27 protein-coding genes are annotated in these 21,703 nt (G+C 39.0%); 8 read left to right on the forward strand and 19 right to left on the reverse strand.

The annotated features are described in order from the left end of the window. Positions 1-479 precede the first annotated feature (479 nt). Positions 480-965 carry a hypothetical protein gene (locus ACINWC743_RS07220; protein WP_035300601.1) on the reverse strand — a complete coding sequence of 162 codons (486 nt, stop codon included), beginning with the start codon at positions 963-965 and terminating at the stop codon, positions 480-482. A gap of 87 nt (positions 966-1,052) precedes the next feature. Then, the gene (gene hemW, locus ACINWC743_RS07225) at positions 1,053-2,249 is read right to left on the reverse strand and encodes a radical SAM family heme chaperone HemW (protein ID WP_009584946.1); all 1,197 of its coding nucleotides are present in this window, start codon (positions 2,247-2,249) and stop codon (positions 1,053-1,055) included. A gap of 78 nt (positions 2,250-2,327) precedes the next feature. On the opposite strand from hemW, the gene ACINWC743_RS07230 reads away from it, so the two are divergent. Beyond that, on the forward strand, positions 2,328-2,789 hold the full coding sequence (locus ACINWC743_RS07230) for a DMT family transporter (RefSeq protein ID WP_009584949.1): 462 nt from the start codon (positions 2,328-2,330) through the stop codon (positions 2,787-2,789). Between the two features lie 43 nt (positions 2,790-2,832). Then, positions 2,833-4,188, forward strand: coding sequence for an MATE family efflux transporter (locus ACINWC743_RS07235; protein ID WP_009584953.1), 1,356 nt, complete (start codon positions 2,833-2,835; stop codon positions 4,186-4,188). Positions 4,189-4,351: 163 nt separating this feature from the next. Here the strand turns inward: ACINWC743_RS07235 and ACINWC743_RS07240 are convergent, their stop codons facing one another. Then, entirely contained in the window at positions 4,352-4,567 is a 216-nt protein-coding gene (locus ACINWC743_RS07240) for a DUF1737 domain-containing protein (RefSeq protein WP_009584954.1), read from the reverse strand. A gap of 199 nt (positions 4,568-4,766) precedes the next feature. Here ACINWC743_RS07240 and ACINWC743_RS07245 point away from each other — a divergent pair, with 199 nt between their 5' ends. Next, positions 4,767-6,065, forward strand: coding sequence for an ABC1 kinase family protein (locus tag ACINWC743_RS07245; RefSeq protein ID WP_009584941.1), 1,299 nt, complete (start codon positions 4,767-4,769; stop codon positions 6,063-6,065). Positions 6,066-6,365: 300 nt separating this feature from the next. Beyond that, complete coding sequence (locus tag ACINWC743_RS07250; RefSeq protein ID WP_005034202.1) at positions 6,366-6,614, forward strand: type B 50S ribosomal protein L31; 249 nt, start codon at positions 6,366-6,368, stop codon at positions 6,612-6,614. A gap of 92 nt (positions 6,615-6,706) precedes the next feature. Here the strand turns inward: ACINWC743_RS07250 and crcB are convergent, their stop codons facing one another. Both crcB and ACINWC743_RS07260 read right to left on the reverse strand, forming a co-directional pair. Then, entirely contained in the window at positions 6,707-7,087 is a 381-nt protein-coding gene (gene crcB / locus ACINWC743_RS07255; protein WP_009584958.1) for a fluoride efflux transporter CrcB, read from the reverse strand. A gap of 118 nt (positions 7,088-7,205) precedes the next feature. Continuing rightward, positions 7,206-8,045, reverse strand: a complete 840-nt coding sequence (locus tag ACINWC743_RS07260) for a DUF2071 domain-containing protein (RefSeq protein ID WP_009584956.1) — start codon at positions 8,043-8,045, stop codon at positions 7,206-7,208. A 146-nt stretch (positions 8,046-8,191) separates the two neighbouring features. On the opposite strand from ACINWC743_RS07260, the gene ACINWC743_RS07265 reads away from it, so the two are divergent. Beyond that, positions 8,192-8,524: a HopJ type III effector protein gene (locus tag ACINWC743_RS07265; RefSeq protein WP_009584948.1), complete on the forward strand. Its 333-nt coding sequence runs from the start codon at positions 8,192-8,194 to the stop codon at positions 8,522-8,524. Between the two features lie 94 nt (positions 8,525-8,618). Here the strand turns inward: ACINWC743_RS07265 and ACINWC743_RS07270 are convergent, their stop codons facing one another. The 3 genes from ACINWC743_RS07270 to ACINWC743_RS07280 all read right to left on the reverse strand — a co-directional run bounded on the left by ACINWC743_RS07270 (position 8,619) and on the right by ACINWC743_RS07280 (position 10,976). Beyond that, positions 8,619-9,029, reverse strand: coding sequence for a GFA family protein (locus tag ACINWC743_RS07270; RefSeq protein ID WP_009584951.1), 411 nt, complete (start codon positions 9,027-9,029; stop codon positions 8,619-8,621). An 86-nt stretch (positions 9,030-9,115) separates the two neighbouring features. Continuing rightward, entirely contained in the window at positions 9,116-10,324 is a 1,209-nt protein-coding gene (locus tag ACINWC743_RS07275) for a TIGR03862 family flavoprotein (RefSeq protein WP_009584962.1), read from the reverse strand. After that, a complete protein-coding gene (locus ACINWC743_RS07280; protein WP_171064878.1) occupies positions 10,314-10,976 on the reverse strand; it encodes an SAM-dependent methyltransferase in 663 nt (220 codons plus the stop codon). Before ACINWC743_RS07280 ends, ACINWC743_RS07275 begins: the two co-directional genes overlap by 11 nt. Before the next feature lie 73 nt (positions 10,977-11,049). Between ACINWC743_RS07280 and ACINWC743_RS07285 the strand changes: the two genes are divergently transcribed. Beyond that, positions 11,050-11,241, forward strand: coding sequence for a DNA gyrase inhibitor YacG (locus tag ACINWC743_RS07285; RefSeq protein WP_005034213.1), 192 nt, complete (start codon positions 11,050-11,052; stop codon positions 11,239-11,241). Between the two features lie 4 nt (positions 11,242-11,245). On the opposite strand, the gene ACINWC743_RS07290 is transcribed toward ACINWC743_RS07285, so the two are convergent. The 6 genes from ACINWC743_RS07290 to pqqA form a co-directional block, all read right to left on the reverse strand. Then, entirely contained in the window at positions 11,246-12,301 is a 1,056-nt protein-coding gene (locus ACINWC743_RS07290; RefSeq protein WP_009584947.1) for a dipeptidase, read from the reverse strand. 19 nt (positions 12,302-12,320) lie between these two features. Next, positions 12,321-13,469 carry a pyrroloquinoline quinone biosynthesis protein PqqE gene (gene pqqE / locus ACINWC743_RS07295; protein ID WP_009584957.1) on the reverse strand — a complete coding sequence of 383 codons (1,149 nt, stop codon included), beginning with the start codon at positions 13,467-13,469 and terminating at the stop codon, positions 12,321-12,323. Continuing rightward, a complete protein-coding gene (pqqD, locus tag ACINWC743_RS07300) occupies positions 13,466-13,750 on the reverse strand; it encodes a pyrroloquinoline quinone biosynthesis peptide chaperone PqqD (RefSeq protein ID WP_005034218.1) in 285 nt (94 codons plus the stop codon). Before pqqD ends, pqqE begins: the two co-directional genes overlap by 4 nt. Then, positions 13,747-14,505, reverse strand: a complete 759-nt coding sequence (pqqC, locus tag ACINWC743_RS07305; RefSeq protein WP_009584961.1) for a pyrroloquinoline-quinone synthase PqqC — start codon at positions 14,503-14,505, stop codon at positions 13,747-13,749. The genes pqqD and pqqC overlap by 4 nt, the downstream gene beginning before the upstream one ends. 11 nt (positions 14,506-14,516) lie before the next feature. Further along, a complete protein-coding gene (gene pqqB / locus ACINWC743_RS07310) occupies positions 14,517-15,428 on the reverse strand; it encodes a pyrroloquinoline quinone biosynthesis protein PqqB (RefSeq protein ID WP_009584942.1) in 912 nt (303 codons plus the stop codon). Positions 15,429-15,507: 79 nt separating this feature from the next. Further along, positions 15,508-15,582: a pyrroloquinoline quinone precursor peptide PqqA gene (pqqA, locus tag ACINWC743_RS23815; RefSeq protein WP_009584944.1), complete on the reverse strand. Its 75-nt coding sequence runs from the start codon at positions 15,580-15,582 to the stop codon at positions 15,508-15,510. A 415-nt stretch (positions 15,583-15,997) separates the two neighbouring features. Between pqqA and ACINWC743_RS07315 the strand changes: the two genes are divergently transcribed. Beyond that, positions 15,998-16,180 carry a hypothetical protein gene (locus ACINWC743_RS07315; protein ID WP_005034225.1) on the forward strand — a complete coding sequence of 61 codons (183 nt, stop codon included), beginning with the start codon at positions 15,998-16,000 and terminating at the stop codon, positions 16,178-16,180. 106 nt (positions 16,181-16,286) lie between these two features. Here ACINWC743_RS07315 and ACINWC743_RS07320 read toward each other — a convergent pair whose 3' ends face one another. The 5 genes from ACINWC743_RS07320 to ACINWC743_RS07340 form a co-directional block, all read right to left on the reverse strand. After that, a complete protein-coding gene (locus tag ACINWC743_RS07320; RefSeq protein ID WP_009584959.1) occupies positions 16,287-16,931 on the reverse strand; it encodes an MBL fold metallo-hydrolase in 645 nt (214 codons plus the stop codon). 46 nt (positions 16,932-16,977) lie between these two features. Next, positions 16,978-17,988: a ferrochelatase gene (hemH, locus tag ACINWC743_RS07325; protein WP_009584943.1), complete on the reverse strand. Its 1,011-nt coding sequence runs from the start codon at positions 17,986-17,988 to the stop codon at positions 16,978-16,980. Positions 17,989-18,086: 98 nt separating this feature from the next. Beyond that, the gene (locus ACINWC743_RS07330) at positions 18,087-19,103 is read right to left on the reverse strand and encodes a DUF4062 domain-containing protein (protein WP_009584952.1); all 1,017 of its coding nucleotides are present in this window, start codon (positions 19,101-19,103) and stop codon (positions 18,087-18,089) included. A 106-nt stretch (positions 19,104-19,209) separates the two neighbouring features. Next, the gene (murI, locus tag ACINWC743_RS07335; RefSeq protein WP_009584960.1) at positions 19,210-20,088 is read right to left on the reverse strand and encodes a glutamate racemase; all 879 of its coding nucleotides are present in this window, start codon (positions 20,086-20,088) and stop codon (positions 19,210-19,212) included. 47 nt (positions 20,089-20,135) lie between these two features. Next, a complete protein-coding gene (locus ACINWC743_RS07340) occupies positions 20,136-20,747 on the reverse strand; it encodes a DUF1285 domain-containing protein (protein ID WP_009584945.1) in 612 nt (203 codons plus the stop codon). A 203-nt stretch (positions 20,748-20,950) separates the two neighbouring features. Here ACINWC743_RS07340 and ACINWC743_RS07345 point away from each other — a divergent pair. Next, the coding region (locus tag ACINWC743_RS07345) for an NAD(P)/FAD-dependent oxidoreductase (RefSeq protein WP_009584950.1) at positions 20,951-21,703 on the forward strand (753 nt) is incomplete at its 3' end.

Here is a 21,703-nt window from a genome sequence, read left to right on the forward strand (position 1 = left end):
AATAAATCTATGTGGATTTTTTCTGGATTTTCATCCGATTTTGGATGAGGAGCGAAGTTCCGTAAGCGCCACCATCAATATAGTTTCATTGCTCTGATCAATAAAATGAAGGCGATCAATAGATTGTTTGATGATCTAAAGCTTGCACTGCCACGATTTAGTGCTAAAGTTTAAATTCTTTTGCGTAGGCGATGCCTCACTTTTCAGAGATGAAAAGTGACAAAAATCTTTCGTTGAGCGAGGGGTACATCCTTTACCCCCGCTCAACATGGCGACATCCATGTCGCCTCAAGATCGCAAGACCATCAATGATTCAAAAAGTACAAAATAAATGAATCATCCAAATCACTTGTATGAATAATCAGGCGGTTTGGCTGTATCATCTTTCATCAAGGATTTTTATCGAACTCAGGTTAAATAAATGCTAAGTTTTTAAAAAATTCTGTGCAGGAATCCAAAAAATCATCTCTTGTTTTGCCTTATTTTTGATTTTTTGACACGGGTTCAACGATGGTTTTAAGCAATTTAAAGCCGTTTTTTTCAAGCACATAAAAACGTGTAGTCACTTGTTCCACGTCATAGTTTTGATCCATATGCTGGTCTTTGGTCACCAATAAACGACTATTTGCACGAGTTTCAACCACATCTGGGCGCGTCTCACCACCAAAACCATCAGCTAACAGCTGCCCTGTACGTTTATTGACAAAAGAATACATTCTACAACTTGCACCACATCCCCACATGGTCTTGACATATTCCCCCGCAAAATCTGGTTTTTCCTTTAATGCTGCTCTCAGTCGAGTACGAAACATATTGGCACTTGGATCAGAAATATCCAGTTTGGCGGTCTTACCCATATATACCGATTTCACAGGATAATCACGAAACTGGGGAACTGCACTTTTCGCGTGAGCAATTGAGATTGCTATTAGGGCAAGAAACAGACTGATGAGATATTTATTCATTGTTATAACCTAAGAATTAAAATATTTGTTTTCAATCACAGCATAACAAAACTGGATATCTCCTGCTGTTTATTTTGAGCAATATATTTATAAAAATGCCTCTAAAACAGAGTTTAAAAATATATGCCCTTGCGCCGTACAGGATAAGCGTGTTGCATCATTGACCATTAAATGACGCTGTTTTAATGGGCTGATTCGCTCATTTAAATCCTCAAGATTCAAACCTGTACGTTCAGTATAGAGTTCAGCAACGACACCATCATTTAAACGCAAAGCATTCATCATAAATTCAAACGGCATCTCAATATCTTCGATACGTTTAAACTGCAAATGTTCAGCAGGCACTTTGGCTAAATAGTCTTTAGGCAAACGGGTCTTTTGATAGCGGTAAACACCATCCGTTTGAGTAACTTTGCCATGTGCTCCTGCACCAATTGCCAGATAATCACCAAATTGCCAGTAATTCAAATTATGCGCTGATGGTTGCTCTTTACGCCAAGCAGATACCTCATAATTGATAAAACCACTGGCTTTTAAATATTGCTCACCTTGTTCCTGTATCGCCTCTAAAACATCATCGACTGGCAAAATCGGTTGTGTACGGAAAAAAACTGTATTGGGTTCAATGGTTAATTGATACCAGGAAATATGTGTCGCACCATTTTCAACAGCCAGTTTTAAGTCGTATAACGCCTGTTCCAAGGTCTGTTCTGGTAATCCATGCATCAAGTCAACATTCACTCGTTGAAAGCCTGCTTCTCGAGCATTTCGAATCGCTGAAACAGCATCATCATTGGAATGAATACGGCCTAATTTCTTTAAATGTTCGGTATTAAAACTTTGCACGCCTATGGATAATCGATTAATACCTGCAGCTAAATAACTTGCAAAAGGATCATGTTCAACTGTTCCCGGATTGGCTTCTAAAGTAATTTCACAATCCTGCTCAAAAGGCAGTAATGCTTTTAATTGAGAAAATAACCATTGATAACCTTGAGCTGAAATAAGTGATGGCGTCCCCCCACCAATAAACACACTATGAATTTCTCGCCCTTGGGCAAATTCAATTTGCGTTTTAAAGTCTTCAACCAATGCCTGTAAATATTCGTGTTCCAAATCTAAAGATAATTTTCCGTCGGGTACTGCATGCGAATTAAAATCACAATACGGACACTTACGCACACACCACGGCATATGGATATAAAGTGATAATGGAATATTTTGAGGGATTAAAGCAGTCAAAGAAAAGCTCAAAGCAACTAACAGAATAATTAATTTTAACATGACTTCTAGCTTCTGATTAGAACAACTCATCAAATTGCTTTAGACTGGATATGCGCAATAAAAAGTAGATGAACAAGAATGATGAAATTATCCAGTCAATTGTTATTTCTTTTACCACTCACCATGGGCATTGGTATTGCTATGGCGTTTCAAACAGCCATCAATACGCAACTGCGTGAATATCTTTACTCCCCTTTACAAGCCGCGCTTTTATCTTTTTTGGTGGGTACACTATTGCTCGTAGTTTTGGTAATCTTCCAGTCTGAACAAAAACCAACACTACACAGTTTAGCTGTGATTCCTTGGTATCTCTGGCTAGGTGGTTGTCTTGGGGTTTATGCCATTAGTATTAGTATTTATACTGCCCCCAAACTTGGTTTCTTAACCCTTTCAGGGTTGATTATCTTCGGGCAGATCGCCACATCAATGATCATTGATCACTTTGGTGTATTGGGTACAGATAAAGTGCCAGTCAACTGGCAACGTCTTATAGGTGGCGTGGTGATTTTTATAGGTGTGCTTCTCACTCTACAACGCTAACCAGTTTATTTTTTCTTAAGCACATTTAAAACGAGTATTACCTGTGTCTGTATCAGTAAAAGCCACGACTACCCGCTTTGAATTAAAGCAACTTTTTCATTTGATGCTGCCGATTTTGATCACTCAATTTGCTGCCGCAGGCTTTGGATTGATTGATACCATCATGGCTGGGCATATGTCTGCCGAAGATCTCGCCGCAATTGCTGTTGGGGTTGGATTATGGATTCCAGTGATGTTGCTGTTCAGCGGTATCATGATTGCCACAACACCTTTGGTTGCTGAAGCCAACGGCGCACGTACGCCTGAAAAAATTCCTTCGATTGTTCGTCAATCGTTATGGGTTGCTTTCTTACTTGGCTTGATTGGAATGATGGTTTTGCAAATCATTCCATTGCTTTTGCCTCTTGTTGGTGTGCCTGAGTCCCTACTTCCGAAAGCCAGTTTGTTTTTACATGCGATTGCATTTGGTATGCCTGCATTTACCATGTATTCAACTTTACGAGGTTATTCTGAAGCCTTGGGCTATCCACGTCCTGTTACAGTGATCAGCCTCGTGGCACTGGTGGTGCAAATTCCACTCAACTTTATTTTTATGTATGGTATTGGACCGATTCCACATCTAGGTAGCGCGGGGTGCGGTTTCGCCACAGCATTATTGCAATGGCTCATGTTCATTACAATCAGTACTTATATTTTCAGAGCAAAGCGTTATCAGTCGACTCAACCCTTGAGTAAATTTGAGAAAATGGACAGTGCACTCATCAAGCGTATTCTTAAACTGGGTTTACCGATTGGTTTAGCGATTTTCTTTGAAGTGAGTATTTTTAGTACGGGTGCAATTGTGCTCAGTCCATTGGGAGAAATTACGGTTGCTGCACATCAAATTGCCTTATCCGTCACCTCTCAGCTGTTTATGATCCCAATGTCACTCGCTTTGGCGCTGACGATTCGTACAGGAACCTATTTTGGTGAAAAAAATTGGTTCGCCATGCGTAAAGTGCAAAAAGTTGGATTAATGACCAGTACCTTATTTGCCTGTACCACCATGTTATTACTGTTGCTATTACGTCCAGAAATCGTTTCTGTTTATACGCGTGATTATGATGTATCTCAAGCTGCCATTTATTTGATTCTATTTGCAGTTGGCTATCAGCTCATGGATGCTTGGCAAGTGAGTGCTGCTGGTTGTTTACGTGGAATGCAGGATACCAAAGGACCCATGTGGATCACGATGCTGGCTTATTGGATCATCGCCTTTCCAATTGGAATCTATTTGGCACGTTATACCGATATGGGTGCGGCGGGTGTCTGGACCGGTTTAATTATTGGATTAACGGTTGCTTGCGTCTTATTGCTTATGCGCTTATATAACAATAACAAACGCTTAGCACAAAACTAATAATTAAAATTTTAAATAATGCTGTTTTATGAGCAGCATTATTTTTTCTAAATCAAGTCAACTTAAACTGAGTTATATCATCTAAACAATACATCATCTGTCTAAATCCTCAGGTGACTTGACCAGATCATATAAAGTTCATGATGAACTTAAATTTTTCCATCTATTCAGATTGAAGTTGATAGGCATGTTGAAATTTCTCAGACATTTCCGATACATCTTCAACCTCTTTGATGATTGCTTGCCCAACAATCACATCCGTACCATTAAACGTCATGGTTGGCGCGCCGTATAACGCATAACCTTCGTTAAGCGCTTTGCTCACCCTTGCACAAAAGTGAACATCATCTTTGCCCGTTAAATAACGATAAACTTTCATCCAACTACAACTATATGAATATGTGAAAACATTTTAATCCAAAATACACAAAAACAGGCTTATACTGTCCAACGAGTTTAAATATTAAAAATAGCCAAGCAGAAACAAACGCTTAACAAATTAGAGTAGGCAGTTTAACAATAGTCGCCTATGATCAAAATAAATGAAACATCTAATCTAAACTGAAGGATGATTACGAATGTCGAAAAGTACCAGTACACCCGGTCGCCGCTTTATGAAACTTGCCAGTATGACTGCAAGTATTGCGACAAAAACGGTATCAAATTCAATTCGTAACTTCAATGCAGATGAAGAGCAGAAAAATGAAGCGCGCAGCAAGCTGTTTCAAGATATTGGCGTACAAATCGCAGACACCTTAGGTGAAATGAAAGGTGCTGTAATGAAAGTTGGGCAAATCGCCTCTCAGTACAAAGATATTTTTCCGCCAGAAGTTGCTCGTGCCATTGCCAAATTACAACGCCAAGCACCTGCAATGCCCTTTATTGAAATTAAGCAGCAAGTCGAACGAGAGCTTGGCAAACCCATTGATCAAGCCTTTTTATATTTTGATGAGCAACCTTTTGCCGCAGCCTCAATTGGTCAGGTACATAAAGCAACTTTGAAAAATGGCACAGAAGTGGTGGTTAAAGTTCAGTACCCAGGTGTGGATGAAGCCTGTGAAAGTGATTTAAAACAAGTTCGCCTAGCATTACGTCTTATGGGGGTACTTAAAGTTGATAAGAAATTACAAGACCGCTTATTTAAAGAAATTCAAGACAGCCTGCATGAAGAATTGAATTACGAAATCGAAGCACAAAATTTACAAGTATTTCGAACTTTCCATCAGGCTTTGGATAGCAAAATTATTATTCCAAAAGTTTTTACTGAATACTCAAGTCGTCGAATCCTGACCTTAAGCCTTGAAAAAGGTGAAAGTATTGAAACTGCAAGCACTTGGGACTTAGATATTCGCAATGAAATTGGTCGTCGTTTGATTCTAGCACTGGGTCAACAGATCTTTTTCTTAAAACGCTTCCATTGCGATCCACACCCAGGCAATTTTGCTTTCCGTGAAGATGGTAGTGTGATTATTTATGATTTTGGTGGAGTAAAAACCTTATCCAATGAAATCATTACCCATTTTAAAGCTTTAGTCAGAGCTGCAAGAAAACAAGATATTGCTAGCATTGAAGAGCATTTAACCGCATTGGATGCATTGGCTGAAAAAGGCGAGTTCCCTGAAGAGCTTTATCAAGCATGGCTCGAAGTTTTATTACGCCCACTGACGACACATTATGATTTTGCTGAAAACTCAGCCCATCATGATGGTATTAAATTGGTGAAAAAATCTCTGAAATACTGGGATGTATTCAAGCCATCTCCAGATACTTTAATGGTAAATCGTACCATTTCAGGGCAATACTGGAATCTGATTCAACTGAAAGTTCATGATAATTTGAATGATCTTTTCGAAGAATTGGTTCCACTGCAAGATTAAGAAAAAATTGATAACTAAGGTCATTTTTACAGTGAGTGAATCAGGGAATGTATCGTTAAAACTCGAATTGAATAATCATTATCTCTCACGGTAGTGATTAATTTTATTTTAAGGCAATCATCTTAAATTAAAACCATATTTGAAACCTAAGCACCCTCCTCCTGCTTAGGTTTCTTTTTTATTTTCAGCAATATGAAATCATTTTTATCTGACAGATTGAACTCAAATTTAAATAGACTTTACAAATTATATGTTATGTTATAATATTTCATTAAGTCAAAATAATGAGAGGATCAAATCATGCGTCCAGGTATCCATCCAGAGTATCGTGAAGTGTTGTTCCATGACACCAATGCAAATGCATTCTTCGTAATTGGCAGTACGATCAAGACTGCAAATACCAAAGAACATGAAGGTAAAATATATCCTTATGTAACATTAGATATATCGAGTGCTTCTCATCCTTTCTATACGGGTGAAATCCGTCAAGCAAGCAATGAAGGTCGTATTGCCAACTTTAATAAACGTTTTGCACGTTTTAAACGTTAAGTTTAAAACTGTTGTTCAAGCCTAAGTTACCTCTCTAAACTTAGGCTTTTTTTATTCTTAGATTCTCTGATGAAGTGCAACAGAGATTTATATTATTTTGTTGATAAAATCATTTGCACAATATAAAAACCAATCGCTAAAAAGACGACACCGACAATAACACTGGAAACTGTATAAGCCAGCGCAATAGGAAAGTGTCCTTGGCGAATGAGTTGAAAGGTTTCTAAGCCAAAACTGGAAAAAGTCGTAAATCCACCGAGGATTCCCACCATGAAAAACAAGCGTGTTTCTTGTTGTAGAATTGGATAACGCAGGGTAAAAGCAAAGAAAACTCCTGCCAGAAAACACCCTAAAATATTAATTGACCATGTTGCCCAAGGAAAAAGGCTGAGAGGTTTAGAAATCAAAAAACCAGCCCCATAACGTAAGCTTGCACCAATTGCTCCACCACATGCGACCAATAGCCAATTCATGTTATAACGTCCTTCAATCTTCTTTAAATCAATTCTTTTAACACTAACGACGCAATGCCACTTTGTTTGTGTATAACCCAATAGTTATCCACAATTTTACACAACAATAGTAAGCAACCTAATCGAGTGGTGTCTCATTCTTTACATAAAAGTTCAATGCAGGAACCACAAATGCAAAGACATCTTGTTCCCGAACTTCCCACTGTTGTAGTAATGGACAATCAATATTTAGCACCTGTGCTGCTTGAATTTGATTAAAATCAAAAGGCATTTCAATATCACCTTGTGACAAACGTTCAGGCTGATCAACCCATTCCACCCAAGCATGATCTTGATCCACAAGATAGGCAATAGCGTCTTTCCATGAAGGAAACAAAGGGTGCCAAGCTTGAGGGAGTTGCTGATCTGTTTTGATCTTAACTGCGCTGGAAAGTCGATAAAGTGCATCTAGCTCAATCTGTGTCTGAATAATATCATCTTGTCTTTCATGGACAAATTGCAAGGCATATTGTGCAGGCATCGCATCACTTGTTAAACGCCCACTGAGTACATAAAGTTTCTGATCAATCATGACCTGTTCAAAAATCACCGTTTTGTCTTGTTGTTCAGGTGCAATATAAAAACGCCAATTGCTTTGTCGAGGTGATGGCATGAGCTGACGTAAACGACCTAAAAAAGAAAAGCCAAAATGCTGGTGTTGGTAAGTCAAAATACTAAAAATCGTTTTACCTTGTTTTTCCCACAATTGAACATGACTCGGATAGCGTGAACGGACTTTTTCTATATCTACCAACCACGACAAATAAACAATATTTTTTACCTGACTTTGTAACTGTAAAAAAGGAATAAAACGCATCAAGATACGGCGTAAACAAAGTAAAAATGAGCATTGCGCAAAAAATGCAATGAGTTTTAAAGTAACGCCTGCAGTTTGTTTTTTAAGACGATGTCGGTTCATAAGGCACGATGACTGTTCCCTTCAAGCATTTGATTCTAACAAATAGCTTTAAAAAATAATTTATCTGGTAAAACATATAAGAACATTACTGATTTATAAACGATAGGTTATGCTATGTGCACGACTGAATATGGAATTCTCAAATCATGGTTCAAGATTTATTGAAACAACTTCAAGCTGGCGAAGCAAAATTTGCCGATGTTATTCAACATATTGAAGCGCGTTATACACATACCCCAACCGCATTTCAAAATGGTCAACAACATAATGCAGCAACAGAAAACCAAGGCAGTGCTAAGGTTTTTTCTTTTGCTCAGCTAAATCAACTCGACCAACAGCAAACCTTGAACTTGTTCGCAGAACACTATGCTTCTGTTTTGGCGACTCCAGATGCGTCAGATCATCAAAATATTCGTCAATTTATGCAAAATGGTTGGGATGGCATTCAATTTGAGGGTGTAGCTTTAACTGCGAAATAAGATCTATCATCATTGTAAACATCAATGAATTGGCTCAAGCTACATATCGCAATTAAAACAATAAAGGGATCAAATTGATCCCTTTATTCTGCGCTTATGGTCGCTCATCATATTGTGGCAAACCATCACAAATATGATCCCACTCTGCTTTATAGGCTGCATAAATATGCATGGTGGGTTGATGTTCCAATGCCGTGTCGAGTGTTCCAATTCTTAAACGATAGGTCTCTGGAGCTTCAGCTTTGATGCTCATAATCGGCGAGCCACACTCTTGACAAAAACATCGCGTGGTAGTCTCGGTTGATGCAAACTGTTTTAGCAACGACTCACCCTTTACGATTTTAAAGTCTGCTTTTTGAATGGGTGCATTGGTCGCAAATGCCGTACCATTTGCTTTTCGGCAACGTTTACAATGACATTGGATGACTGGACCTATTTCACCATGAACCTCATAATGAATCCCACCACACAAACAACTTCCTGTATATAATTTTTCAGCAGACATTTTTGAAAATCTCACCATGTGCAAAATGATTAGTTACTTCATCAAATTAGCACAAAATATCTACTTTTAGCGGAAATAAATCCTTTTTATAACAGGTCAGAAAGATATTGATGCACGCCTTCACCTGCCGCTCGACCAGTAGCAAAACAAGCCGTCAATAAATATCCACCTGTCGGTGCATCCCAATCCAGCATTTCACCACAACAAAACACAGAAAGATGAGATTTGAGTTGTAAATCCTGAGTCAATGCTTGTTCTTTGACACCACCTGCACAACTAATCGCCTCTTCGATAGGGCGGAATCCCTGTAATTCGATTTTGAGGTGTTTAATCTGTTGCGCCAACTGTTCTGGATCATTCCAAAGCGCTTTATCAACCAATTCACGTAGCAAACTTGATTTTGCTGTGTCTAAGCCTGCTTTACGCCAAATATTGGCAGTCGACTGCTTTTTAGATGGCTGTAATTTTTGTACCAATTGCTGAATAGATTGATCGGGTAACAAATCCAGATACATGACGAGTGGTTGACTTTGTTGAATCAGTTGACGCAATGAGCGTCCTTGCTTATAGATGAGCCCACTTTCCAAGCCATAATGGGTAATAACGATATCACCTTGAGTTTTAACCGAAGGCTCAACCCAAGCATCTACTCGCTTTAAAGGCTGACCAAAAACAGACTGCATATAGTCTGACCATGGATAAACTACACCCGCATTACTGGGTTGAAAAGTTTCAATTTCAGATGAGGACAACCATTTTTGCCATGCGCCATCACTGCCTAAACGAGACCATGACACAGCACCACATGCCAAAATAATCGCATCAAATTTCTGCTCATTGATTTGATTACTTTTTAAATCAATCATCTTGAGTTGCTGATGTTTCAGGTCAGTAACTTGATGACGATAATGAAACTTAACCTGTTGCTCAACTAAATGCTTCAACCATTCTCTTAACAGTGGTGCAGCTTTCATTTCTACAGGAAAAATCCGCCCAGAACTGCCTACATAAGATTCAATGCCTAAACTTTGCATCCACTTTTGAATCCAAGCAGCATCCCACTTTTCAATCCAAGGTCTCAACCATTCCACTTGATCATAACGTTGAATAAATTGCTCAAAGGTTTCAGCATGTGAGATATTCAGTCCCGTTTTTCCCGCCATCAAAAACTTACGTGCTGCCGATGGCTTTTGTTCAAAAACATGAATCTCATAATTTTTATATTGGCTTAAAACATCTGCCGCCATTAAACCTGCAGGACCTGCACCAACAATTGCAACTCTCTTAATCGACATGTGCTTGCTCGGATGATGTCTCGGCTGCCTGCCCATGACGAGGTTGCATATCATCAAAACGAGTTAAATAATGCTCAGGCTTACGAATAATCAATTGCTGACACAACTCACCACGTTCTAAGTATTTAATTTCAAAATGTGTTCGTGCTGAATCTGATGCAATAATTTGTTTCTCGTAAGGAAGTTTCCAAACGTCTTGTAACTGTTGCTCTGCTTCCGCGATATATTCGGGAATATTACTGGCCAATGTAATGCTGCCATTTGGCTGTAGCCTAGAAATCAAAAACTCAAAAAAAGGCATATTTAACCAGCGTTGTGCTGGATTATGCGGTTCAGGATTTGGATAGAGAATAAACAACTGTTGCACCTGTGCTGGGTACAATGCATGTACAACCCATGGCAATGCATCAGCATGAATTGGTGTTAAATTGGTTTGCCCTTCTAATTGATGCTGTTTTTGCATCGCCACAAATTTTTCACGTGTGCGCTCGATTGCAATCAGGCTCAAGTCTGGATGTTGTCCTGAAAACAACAATGCATGTTTGCCTTTCCCCGCCCCAATTTCCACACAAATAGGAGTATTTTCAATACATTGAAAATCACGGGGAGCATGCATACGCTGTGCTTGAAATTGACGAATCGGCATAATCAGATCAAACTAAGAAAAATCGCTGCAAGTTTAACAATTCTTTGCAGGTTTTGCTTTTATAAATGAGAGTTTCTGTATGGCTAAAACATTTCCTTGTCCACGATGTGGTGAACCTTCAACATGGGAAGCAAATGAATTTCGCCCATTTTGTTCTGACCGATGCAAATTGATTGACCTCGGTGCCTGGGCGAATGATGAATATAAACTTCCTACTCAAGATGCGCCTCAAATGGATCAAAAACGACATGAAGATGATTATGAAGATTAATCAATCATGTGGCTGCCCAAATTCGTTTAAGTACCTTAAGCCAATTTTTAAAGCATATTTGTTCAATCAATTGATCTGAATAACTGCGTTGTCGCATTGCGCTGATGAGTTTCGAAACTCCCATAATATCTTTGAGCTCATTACTAATCAGCGCACCATCAAAATCAGAACCAAAGCCGACATGTTCTTCACCTAAGTAGCGCATCATATATTCCAAATGATCTAAAATAATATTGATGGCCGTATCGGCATTGCGCTGTCCGTCTGGTCGTAAAAATGCCACATCAAAATTTACTCCAACCATACCTTGACTATCGCGTATTGCCTTCAATTGAGTATCCGTTAAATTTCGTGCTTGTGGGCATAATCCATAAGCATTGGAGTGAGTTGCAACAATCGGTTGCGCTAAAATCTCTGCTGTATCCCAAAAAGCACGCTCATTCATATGTGAGACATCAACGAGCATCTTTTTATCCGCACAACATGCAATTAAAGCTTTACCCTCAACTGTAAGACCGGGACCTGTATTTGGAGAATGAGGAAATTTAGCATTTAAACCATGTCCAAACTGACTTGGTCTATTCCATAGTGGTCCTATACTACGCAGCCCTGCATCATATAAGACATCCAATAGTTTAGGATCTTGTTGTAAAGCTTCTGCCCCCTCCATATGAAGGACAATACTCAACTTTTTTTCAGTGATACAAAATTCAATGTCTTCAACAGATGTACAGATTTGAATATTGTGCGAACGTCTAGTCAACTGTTGAGCTAAATCAAGCTGCTGCAAACAAATCTGTTCAATCTGTTGTTGGGTAAACTCATCAATGCTTTGATCGAATAGTTTATTCGGATGATGTTGCTTTACATAATCAAATGGCGGTAGAAAAATAGCAAAAAAACCACCTGCAAAATCTGCTTTCTGACAGCGTTTGAAATCAAGATGCCCAGGCAATCCTTGGTGGATAAAAGCTTCGACAGGATCATGATCATCAGATAACCACAGCCTTGTTAAAACATCATTATGACCATCGAAAATTGGAATTACATCGTGGTGCATACTGCACATCTCGCTAAAATTATCCATTTGAAATGTTTAAAACAGAAATGTGATTATTCATTCGTTTAGAATTTTTACTATTGCGAAAAATCAAATTACTGAGGGAAACAGCTTGTTCAGTTTCTGCTCGTGCTTGTTCAATCAAATGATGATATGGCGATTTAGCACAGACTGGATCAGCATTAGATGCATTGCCCGTTAACATATAAGCTTGGCAGCGACAGCCACCAAAGTCACGGTCTTTATCAGGACATGTACGACAACCTTCAGGCATCCAAGCATCTCCACGATATTGGTTAAAAGCCTTAGATTCATACCAAATTTTTGCTAAAGATTGTTGACGGACATTCGGAAAAGTCATCGGTAATTGACGAGCCGCATGACATGGCAGTGCCATGCCATCAGGCGCTATCGTTAAGAATATTTTCCCCCAACTATTCATACATGCCTTTGGACGCTCTTCATAATAGTCAGGTACCACAAAAATAAGCTTACAAGGACGCTTTTGCAGACGTAATTTTTCTCGATAAGCATTGGTAATGCGCTCAGCACGTATTAACTGCGTTTGAGTAGGTAATAAATACTGACGATTTAAAAAAGCCCATCCATAAAACTGACAAATTGCTAACTCGACAGTGTCCGCATTCAATTCAAGACAAAGCTCAATGATCTGTTCAATCTGATCAATATTATGTCGATGAATGACAAAATTAAGCACCATTGGATATTCATATTTTTTAATAATACGGCACATATTGTATTTTTGTTCAAAGGCATATTTCGAACCCGCCAATGCGTCATTTACCAACGGATCGCTTGCCTGAAAACTTACTTGTATATGATCAAGACCCGCTTGTTTTAAACTGCCTACTCTTTGTTCCGTCAACCCCATACCCGAAGTGATAAGATTGGTATAAAAACCTTGTTGATGTGCATGTGCGACTAACTGCTCTAAATCTTGACGAACCAAAGGCTCTCCACCAGAAAAGCCTAACTGCACAGCACCAAGCTGGCGAGCTTGATCAAAAACATCACACCACTGTTGGGTCGTTAACTCATTTTTATGTTGTGTATAGTCTAAAGGATTGGAACAATATGGACATTGTAATGGACAACGATAGGTTAACTCTGCAAGTAACCATAACGGTAGTCCAATATCGGTTGTCATTTAAAATCAATCCAATATTGTTGTTGAGCAACCAACATATAATCAAAAACATCATTGTCTATTTCAGCAATATCTCCAAATTGTTGTTTTAAATAAGTAATAATATCTAAAATACTATTTATCCCATCAATACATTGCCCAATCGCACCAGCGCTTTCATTTAACTTGATCATGCCTTCAGGATATAAAATAACAAAACTATTTTGCGCAGGTTCAAACTGAAAACGGTAGCCAGGTCGCCAAATAGGAATAAGATTTTGATCAAGTGCTTTATTGTTCATCTAAATAATCCTTTATGCCAAACTCGTTGTTTAGTCACAGTATGATAAGGCGCTTCATGATGTATATAAGCCAAAGTTAAAGCATCTAAAATGCTCCATAAAACATCAAGTTTAAACTGTAGTATTTCTAACATTCGTTGCTGTTGCTCATAACTGGTGAAGGAATCCAGTGTAATCGTCAAACCATGCTCAACATCTCGTCGAGCTTGACTTAATCGAGAGCGAAAATATTGATACCCCTGATCATCAATCCAGGGATAATGTTTGGGCCATGAGTCTAATCGCGATTGGTGGATTTTAGGTGCAAATAATTCAGTTAATGAACTACTTGCAGCTTCACGCCATGACGCTCTGCGTGCAAAGTTGACATAAGCATCTACAGCAAAACGTACCCCTGGGAGGACGAGCTCTTCAGAAATTACCTGTTCACGTCGAAGACCTACAGCTTCTGCCAAACATAACCAAGCCTCTCGCCCCCCACCACCGGGATACGTACCATCTTGATCAATCATTCGTTGAATCCACTCCTGACGTACCCGTTGATCTGGACAATTTGCCATGATCGCAGCATCTTTAAGTGGAATATTAATTTGATAATAGAAACGATTTGCAACCCACGCCTGAATTTGCTGTTGGCTGGCCTTTCCTTCCGACATCATGACATGAAACGGATGATAAATATGGTAATACTGTCCTTTGTCTATAATCGCTTGTTTAAATTCTTCTAGTGTCAACGCTTTCGGTATTTGATTCATAGGGCATCTTATTAAAGTTCAATGTGCATTCCGTCGTAAGCAACCTCTACCCCATTTGCTTGAAGTTCAGCAAATTGGATGGAGTTCTCATTTAAAATTGGATTGGTATTATTAATATGAATCAGTATTTTTTTTACGTCTGAGAGCTGATTCAAATAAGACAATGATCCACCTTCACCACTAATGTATAGATGTCCCATTTCTCTTCCAGTTTTTACGCCTACACCACATTTTTGCATCTCATCATCTGTCCATAGTGTCCCATCAATCATCACACAATCTGAGTTCCTCATCGTCGCCATAATCATGTCATCAACTTTTCCAAGACCAGGCGCATAAAACAACTGCTTTTGTGTTTTTTGGTCTTTAATAATTAAAGCAATATTGTCACCCTCATGCGGATCATGGCGATGAGGTGAATATGGCGGAGCCGCACTTTGAATCAGCAAAGGAATGAATTCCAAATGCTTAAAACCATCTATTCGAAAAGCATGATTTGGGTCAATCTGGCGATATTGCAGTCCACCATTCCAGTGCTTCAATATATTAAATACAGGAAAACCTGTACTGAGGTCTTGATAGACCATTTCAGTACACCATACAGAGATTGGACATCCTTCGCGTAAACTAAGAAGCCCTGAGGTATGGTCAAGTTGACTGTCCATCAGAATGACATTCGTAATGCCAGTATCACGTAATTTACGCGCTGGTTGAGCTGCCCTAAAATCAAATAACTGTTGGCGAATATCTGGCGAAGCGTTTAACAAAATCCAGTCCGTGCCATTTTCAGAAATGGCAATCGAGGACTGTGTTCGAGCTGTAGCTTGGATCGTGCCTTTACGGATACCATCACAATTAACACAATTGCAATTCCATTGTGGAAATCCACCACCTGCGGCTGAACCCAATACATAAATATACATAGCAGTAAGATCTGATGATGATAAAGATCTAAGCCCCAGATCAAGGCTAGGGCTTATTTGGGTTTGAAAGTAAAAATAATTAACGGGCTTCGAAGTACATGGTAACTTCAAAACCAATTCGTAAGTCAGTAAAAGCTGGTTTTATCCATTGCATAAAATTTTTCTCCAAATTCAATTCTTATTTAAAAAATTAACACCTAATCAGTACCACAACAGTGTTCAAATTTTATTCTAAATAAAAATACTATCCTTGTAGACCCTGTTTAGTTAATATTTTGTTCGATAGTCGTTATCGTTAAAAATGAGTAAAAATTATTCGCCATGTCCGACGAGGTAGATCAAAATCCAAAATTAAGACAATTTTTGTTCCATATTTTAATTCAGTGTAACTTTCTTACTCTGATTAAACAGTTTTTTTATAATTTAAACACAATAGACATATATATTTCACAATAAACGCCTATTTTTTAACACACGCTTAGCTATATGATCATTGCGTGCTGAATGTCACACTTTTCCATATAAAAAATTAAAAAATAGTTTCATTGAAACTAAATTGGAGTATCAAAATGTATATAGGTTTAAAAGTTTTTACTGCTATTTTAGCCATTTTATGTGTATTTTTTACTACGATAGGCATTTATGCACTTGATGCATCACTGATTATTATTGGTATTCTCTTTGCAGCTTCAATTCTCTTGATTGTTTTAGAGGCGCAAAATCGATCAACCAATCCGTTTATAAAACGCTAACACTACCATCGAATAAATAATTGAGAATGAACGATCATTAGCTCACTCATTGCATTATCCAACACTGACTGAGCTGTATTTTATTAGATGGCAAGTTTCGAAAAAATTACCCTGCTTTACTTGCCACGAATGGATTATGCTGTTTCTCAAACCCAATCGTACTCATAGGACCATGCCCTGAAATAAATTGGGTTTCATCAGGTAAGCTAAAACATTCACGCTGAATAGAATCGAGTAATTGTTGATGATTGCCTTTTGGAAAGTCTGTGCGCCCAATTGAACCTTTAAACAATACATCACCCGTCCACAGCACAGCATATTTAGCATTGTAAAAGATGACATGACCAGGAGTATGTCCAGGCGCAAAACGAACTTCAAATTCCTCTTGCCCTAATTTCAAATTTTCACCACCTTCAAGCCATTGATCAACTTTAACTGGCTCGGGAATAGGAAAGCCATAACGAGCAGACACTTCTTGAATCATATCTAACCAAAATTGGTCTTCTTTATGTGGACCAATCACAGGTACATTCCATGCTTTAACCAATGCACCCACAGCACCTGCATGATCCAAATGCCCATGCGTTAACCATAACGCTTTTACCGTTAAGCCAAGCGCTTCAACTTCTTGTTTTAATTTTTCAGGCTCACCACCTGCATCAATCAGTACCGCTTCTTTAGTTTCCGAGTCCCAAACAATCGAACAGTTTTGAGCAAACGCCGTTACGGGTACAATTTTGACTTGTAACATAATAATTTTCCTAAAAGAATAGCGTCTGTTGACATTGCAAAAAACGCTAAGCCTGTAACTGTGACTTGAGTGCCTCTAATTGAGTCTGTAACAGCAGTCCCAATAGATCAATGTGGTCGTCTCGATCATTCAATGCAGGGATATAAGCATAATCTTTACCCCCTGCTTTCAAAAATAATTCAGCATTCTGAATTGCCAACTCTTCTAAAGTTTCTAAACAATCTGCTGAAAATGCAGGACTCAGTATTTGCACAGATGCTACACCTTGTTCTGCCCATGCTTGCAATAATTGATCCGTATAAGGCTTGACCCATTCCTGTTTCCCAAAACGTGACTGGAAACTTATCGCCCATTGGTCATCACTTAACTGTAGTGCCTGAGCAACCTTTTGCGCAGTCACACGACAACGATCTGCGTACGGATCACCCTTATCTGCATAAGGTTGCGGAATACCATGAAAAGACATTAATAACTTTTCCGCTTGACCATGCTGTTGTTGATAATCACGGACACTATTGGCTAAAGCCTGTATATATAACGGGTGTTGATAATAATCACGAATGAAGCTTAGACCTGGAATATTTCGTTGTTTCAGCAGCCATTTTGCCACTGCATCATATAAGGGTGCGGTAGATGTTGCCGAGTACTGAGGAAATAGCGGAAAAAGAATAATGTGATCATAAAGCTGTGATTCAGCTTCATCTAACACACGATCAATACCTGGTCGACCATAGGTCATTGCAGGAACAATGGTTAAATCAAAATCAGTATTGAATACGCTCAATTTATTTTGAAGTTGTTGAACCTGTTTAAATAAAATTTCTCGCATTGGAGAGTCATTCGACCATACCTGCGCATAGGCTTCCGCTACACGCTTAGGTCGGAACGGCAGAACAAAAGCATTTAAAATAATTGCCCACAAAATTTTGGGAATTTCAATAACCCGCTGATCCGATAAAAACTGCTTTAAAAAAGCCCGAACCGCTGGAGCTGTTGGTGCGTCTGGTGTGCCAAGATTGGCAATAATAATCAGGACTTTAGGTTTGGATAAAGACATTTTTACTCTGTTTGCACAATATCATGATCTCTAAATATCAGCTTAACAGAGTCAATCTATAAACAGAATTTTTATCTGTATATTCACACTGTATACCCTTAAAAAATAGAGGAACGATGACTGATACGTTGTGAATTTTCCAGCAATTTGACACATTTATCGGTCATTTGCCATAACATACGCTGACGATCATCACGCCCAACAGGGACAATCCATTCATTTTGACGAACTTGTTGTTTAATCGTATGTAAAGAACGTATATTGATCTGTGCTCTAGATACAGCATGCGCACGAGGCATGACTACTTGTGCATCTGTCAGACCTGTATTATTTAAATAGTCATTCAGCACTTTAGAGAAAAAATCCTCAGGTGTTGGTTTCCTGAATTCAACAGACAATATTTTTAATAACTCTGCCCAAGTCATTTCACGTGCTGGAGAAAGCTCCCTAAAATTACCATCTTGATAAGCATGCATACGGTAATCGAAGTTAAATACTTCATGCAGTGAAACTTTTGGTAAGGTTAAAAATGGATCTGCTTCTTTACGCCCTTGTTCAACTGAGACCTGTGCTAATTTTGCTTTTAAACGATCAATTTCGTCTTGCAAGACCTGAATATTTTGTGGTCTTACCCAACCAACAACAGGATAACGCTCAAGCATTTGTGGCATGTAAGAGCGTACAACGAGCTCTAAATCTCGCAAGGTGCGATAGGTTACAACCTGCTCAACTTCTTTTTGTAGCTGATGACGAAATTCATTGAATTTGCCTTTTAATATCGCGCTTTCTTCTTTTAAATGTAGCTCACGAGAATCTGGATTTTCATGCATAAACACAATAATTGGCTTTTGTTTGGTCACTGCATAAATATATTCAAGATGTAAATAACTCACCCCTGAAACAGACTGCTCACCATATTGGCTCCCCAACAGCAATAACACATAATCACAATCATCAATCTGACGACGTGCAAAAGCGGTACTTAACGGTGTACGCTGTTCTAATCCCCAAGAAAAGAACCCCATCCCAATCAATGTTTGAGACACAACCATACGTTCTGGCTGCATTTCTTTGCCAGATGTTGTAATAAAAACTTGATAACGTTTATCGAGCATAGGTTAACCCATTCTTGTCATACTCAACTTAAATCCATCCTTGAGCTTTAAGTAGAATATGCCCTACACTTATTAAAAATATTAAATCTTTCCAATATTGAAAGAATTAGCCGAGTTTTTCAACAATATTTTCGATAGACCATGTAATTTCAGGTTGTATGAGATGCTTGAGGACGCTTTCTAATTCTTTTGCATTTTGCCCGCTCACAAAACATCGCAACCGCACGCCACTCTCTTGCGAATCAGTCGATATTAACTCATTTTTCAATAATATACGCGCCGTTTGTCGTGCAACCGCCAGACCTGAATCGATTAAGCTCAATTTAGCACCATAAAGCTCTTGAATACTTTGCTTTAAATACGGGTAATGTGTACATCCCAGAACCAAGTAATCTGCACCTTTTTCAACAGCAGGATCCAAAACCTTCTGCAAACTTTGTTTACACTCCAGCGTGTTATAACGTCCAGATTCGACCAGCGGAACTAGGTCTAAATTAGTAATGGTGAGTACCTCGACTTGGGCAGGCTCAGCAAAGCGTTGGATAACATCTTTGATCAGTTGCCCACGAAAAGTTGCAGGTGTTGCCAACACTGAAACCACTTTAGACTGGCTTTGTAAAACCGCAGGTTTTAATGCAGGAACCAAACCGACAATAGGAAAGTTTTCACCATAATGCTCACGCAAATAATCCAGACTAAAAGCAGATGCAGTATTACAAGCGACAACAGCAATCTTACAGCCTTGGCGATACAGCCACTCAATCGCTTGTGCTGTTAACTCTCGAATATTCTGATCTGTTCGTGGACCGTATGGAACATGTGCGGTATCTGCATAATAAACAATACGTTCATTTGGCAAATAATTGGCAATCTCTTGTGCAATTGAAAGCCCGCCAATTCCTGAATCAAAAATCCCAATAGGTGCATTTGCCAAAGCTTTTGGCATGGGATTTTCTAAAGGATACAGGGGAAGAATAGCGCTCATTTGATCCACTATGGATAGGTATTGAAAATAATTAACTAGCTTAAACCTCAAGTGCCTAATTGCAAGTGCAAATCACCACTTTGTAAAGACAAAATGGTATCTCCTTGCTCATTTTCAAGTAAGCTTCCGTATTCAATTAAATGAAAAAAAGCATTGCGTTGAATTAACGCATTTATCCCAAAACGGATATGCACGTATGGTCTTAACTCACCTTGATATTCGCGCATAAAAATAGCATGTTCTTTATCCACCAAACAGATGTCTTGATTGGTGGTAGTGACCTGTAAATAAGTCTGTCCGTCGATCTCGACTTGATCAACCTGATTAACCAATAAAGGCTCATCTTCAACCTCGATTTCAATCTGCTCAACAGGCGTTTTTAAGTAGAATTTCCCTTGTTCCTTCCAAAGCACTTTTGTAAACAGGTCCAACAGCGCTTGACGCTTAATCAATTGACCTTCGTGCCACCATTCTCCATTGGCTTTTACCTTCAAATCCATTTTGCCACAATGCTTTGGTTGCCACTGCTCTAAAGGAGGTATTGACCTTTTGTGACCCGCCTGTACACCTTTTAAGTATTGTGCAATAGACATTAAGTTTTTATTATCAGAATCAGGCTGATTTTGAGCCGCTGATGTTGAATTATTTTGATTTACCATGGTTTATGCCTTGCTGACTAAAAAATAATACGACTCAGCCAATTGGCTAGATTAAGGTTTATAACTATACTAGCGCAAAATATATTATTGGTACGAGCGTTAATTCGTATCTCGGAATTTTTAGAACACTCATGGCAGCACCGATTTATTAATTCCCAATAAATGCTCACGGTTGCCACCCTTAGAAATATGAGGAGTCCTACATGGAACACATCGAACGCGAATCGATGGAGTTTGACGTAGTGATCGTAGGCGCAGGTCCTGCGGGTCTTTCTGCTGCGATTAAAATTCGTCAATTGGCTATTGAAAACAACCTTTCAGACCTTTCTGTCTGTGTGGTTGAAAAAGGCTCTGAAGTTGGTGCGCATATCCTTTCTGGTGCTGTACTTGAACCTCGTGCAATCAATGAACTTTTCCCTGACTGGAAAGAACAAGGCGCACCTTTAAATGTGCCTGTGACTGAGGACAAGACTTACTTCCTCATGTCTGCTGAAAAGTCTCAAGAAGCACCGCATTGGATGGTTCCTAAAACCATGCACAACGATGGCAACTATGTCATTTCATTGGGTAATGTTGTTCGTTGGTTAGGTCAAAAGGCTGAGGAATTAGAAGTTTCTATTTTCCCGGGCTTTGCTGCTTCAGAAATTCTTTATCATGAAGATGGTTCTGTAAAAGGGATTCAAACTGGTGATATGGGCGTTGGTAAAGATGGTGAACCGACGCATAACTTCACGCCTGGTTATGAACTTCACGCCAAATATACGATTTTTGCAGAAGGTTGCCGTGGACATCTCGGTAAACGTTTAATTGCAAAATACAACTTAGATCAAGATGCCGATCCGCAACACTACGGTATCGGGATTAAAGAGCTTTGGGAAATCGACCCTGCAAAACATAAACCAGGTTTGGTGATGCATGGTTCAGGTTGGCCACTTGCTGAAACTGGTTCTTCAGGT

Origin of the sequence: Acinetobacter sp. WC-743, from assembly GCF_000335555.1 — a bacterium.
GTDB classification, from domain to species: domain Bacteria; phylum Pseudomonadota; class Gammaproteobacteria; order Pseudomonadales; family Moraxellaceae; genus Acinetobacter; species Acinetobacter bereziniae.

Excerpts from the sequence above, each read along its gene's own strand:
- pqqB (WP_009584942.1), bottom strand. The coding sequence starts at position 15,428 with ATGTATATTTATGTATTGGGTTCAGCCGCAGGTGGTGGATTTCCACAA.
- ACINWC743_RS07340 (WP_009584945.1), bottom strand. The coding sequence starts at position 20,747 with ATGGTAAATCAAAATAATTCAACATCAGCGGCTCAAAATCAGCCTGAT.
- murI (WP_009584960.1), bottom strand. The coding sequence starts at position 20,088 with ATGAGCGCTATTCTTCCCCTGTATCCTTTAGAAAATCCCATGCCAAAA.
- ACINWC743_RS07250 (WP_005034202.1), top strand. The coding sequence starts at position 6,366 with ATGCGTCCAGGTATCCATCCAGAGTATCGTGAAGTGTTGTTCCATGAC.
- ACINWC743_RS07265 (WP_009584948.1), top strand. The coding sequence starts at position 8,192 with ATGGTTCAAGATTTATTGAAACAACTTCAAGCTGGCGAAGCAAAATTT.
- ACINWC743_RS07240 (WP_009584954.1), bottom strand. The coding sequence starts at position 4,567 with ATGAAAGTTTATCGTTATTTAACGGGCAAAGATGATGTTCACTTTTGT.
- ACINWC743_RS07270 (WP_009584951.1), bottom strand. The coding sequence starts at position 9,029 with ATGTCTGCTGAAAAATTATATACAGGAAGTTGTTTGTGTGGTGGGATT.
- hemH (WP_009584943.1), bottom strand. The coding sequence starts at position 17,988 with ATGTCTTTATCCAAACCTAAAGTCCTGATTATTATTGCCAATCTTGGC.
- pqqE (WP_009584957.1), bottom strand. The coding sequence starts at position 13,469 with ATGACAACCGATATTGGACTACCGTTATGGTTACTTGCAGAGTTAACC.
- ACINWC743_RS07275 (WP_009584962.1), bottom strand. The coding sequence starts at position 10,324 with ATGTCGATTAAGAGAGTTGCAATTGTTGGTGCAGGTCCTGCAGGTTTA.
- ACINWC743_RS07245 (WP_009584941.1), top strand. The coding sequence starts at position 4,767 with ATGTCGAAAAGTACCAGTACACCCGGTCGCCGCTTTATGAAACTTGCC.
- crcB (WP_009584958.1), bottom strand. The coding sequence starts at position 7,087 with ATGAATTGGCTATTGGTCGCATGTGGTGGAGCAATTGGTGCAAGCTTA.
- ACINWC743_RS07285 (WP_005034213.1), top strand. The coding sequence starts at position 11,050 with ATGGCTAAAACATTTCCTTGTCCACGATGTGGTGAACCTTCAACATGG.
- ACINWC743_RS07330 (WP_009584952.1), bottom strand. The coding sequence starts at position 19,103 with ATGCTCGATAAACGTTATCAAGTTTTTATTACAACATCTGGCAAAGAA.
- hemW (WP_009584946.1), bottom strand. The coding sequence starts at position 2,249 with ATGTTAAAATTAATTATTCTGTTAGTTGCTTTGAGCTTTTCTTTGACT.
- ACINWC743_RS07290 (WP_009584947.1), bottom strand. The coding sequence starts at position 12,301 with ATGCACCACGATGTAATTCCAATTTTCGATGGTCATAATGATGTTTTA.
- ACINWC743_RS07320 (WP_009584959.1), bottom strand. The coding sequence starts at position 16,931 with ATGTTACAAGTCAAAATTGTACCCGTAACGGCGTTTGCTCAAAACTGT.
- ACINWC743_RS07260 (WP_009584956.1), bottom strand. The coding sequence starts at position 8,045 with ATGAACCGACATCGTCTTAAAAAACAAACTGCAGGCGTTACTTTAAAA.
- pqqC (WP_009584961.1), bottom strand. The coding sequence starts at position 14,505 with ATGAATCAAATACCGAAAGCGTTGACACTAGAAGAATTTAAACAAGCG.
- ACINWC743_RS07315 (WP_005034225.1), top strand. The coding sequence starts at position 15,998 with ATGTATATAGGTTTAAAAGTTTTTACTGCTATTTTAGCCATTTTATGT.
- pqqD (WP_005034218.1), bottom strand. The coding sequence starts at position 13,750 with ATGAACAATAAAGCACTTGATCAAAATCTTATTCCTATTTGGCGACCT.
- ACINWC743_RS07220 (WP_035300601.1), bottom strand. The coding sequence starts at position 965 with ATGAATAAATATCTCATCAGTCTGTTTCTTGCCCTAATAGCAATCTCA.
- ACINWC743_RS07230 (WP_009584949.1), top strand. The coding sequence starts at position 2,328 with ATGATGAAATTATCCAGTCAATTGTTATTTCTTTTACCACTCACCATG.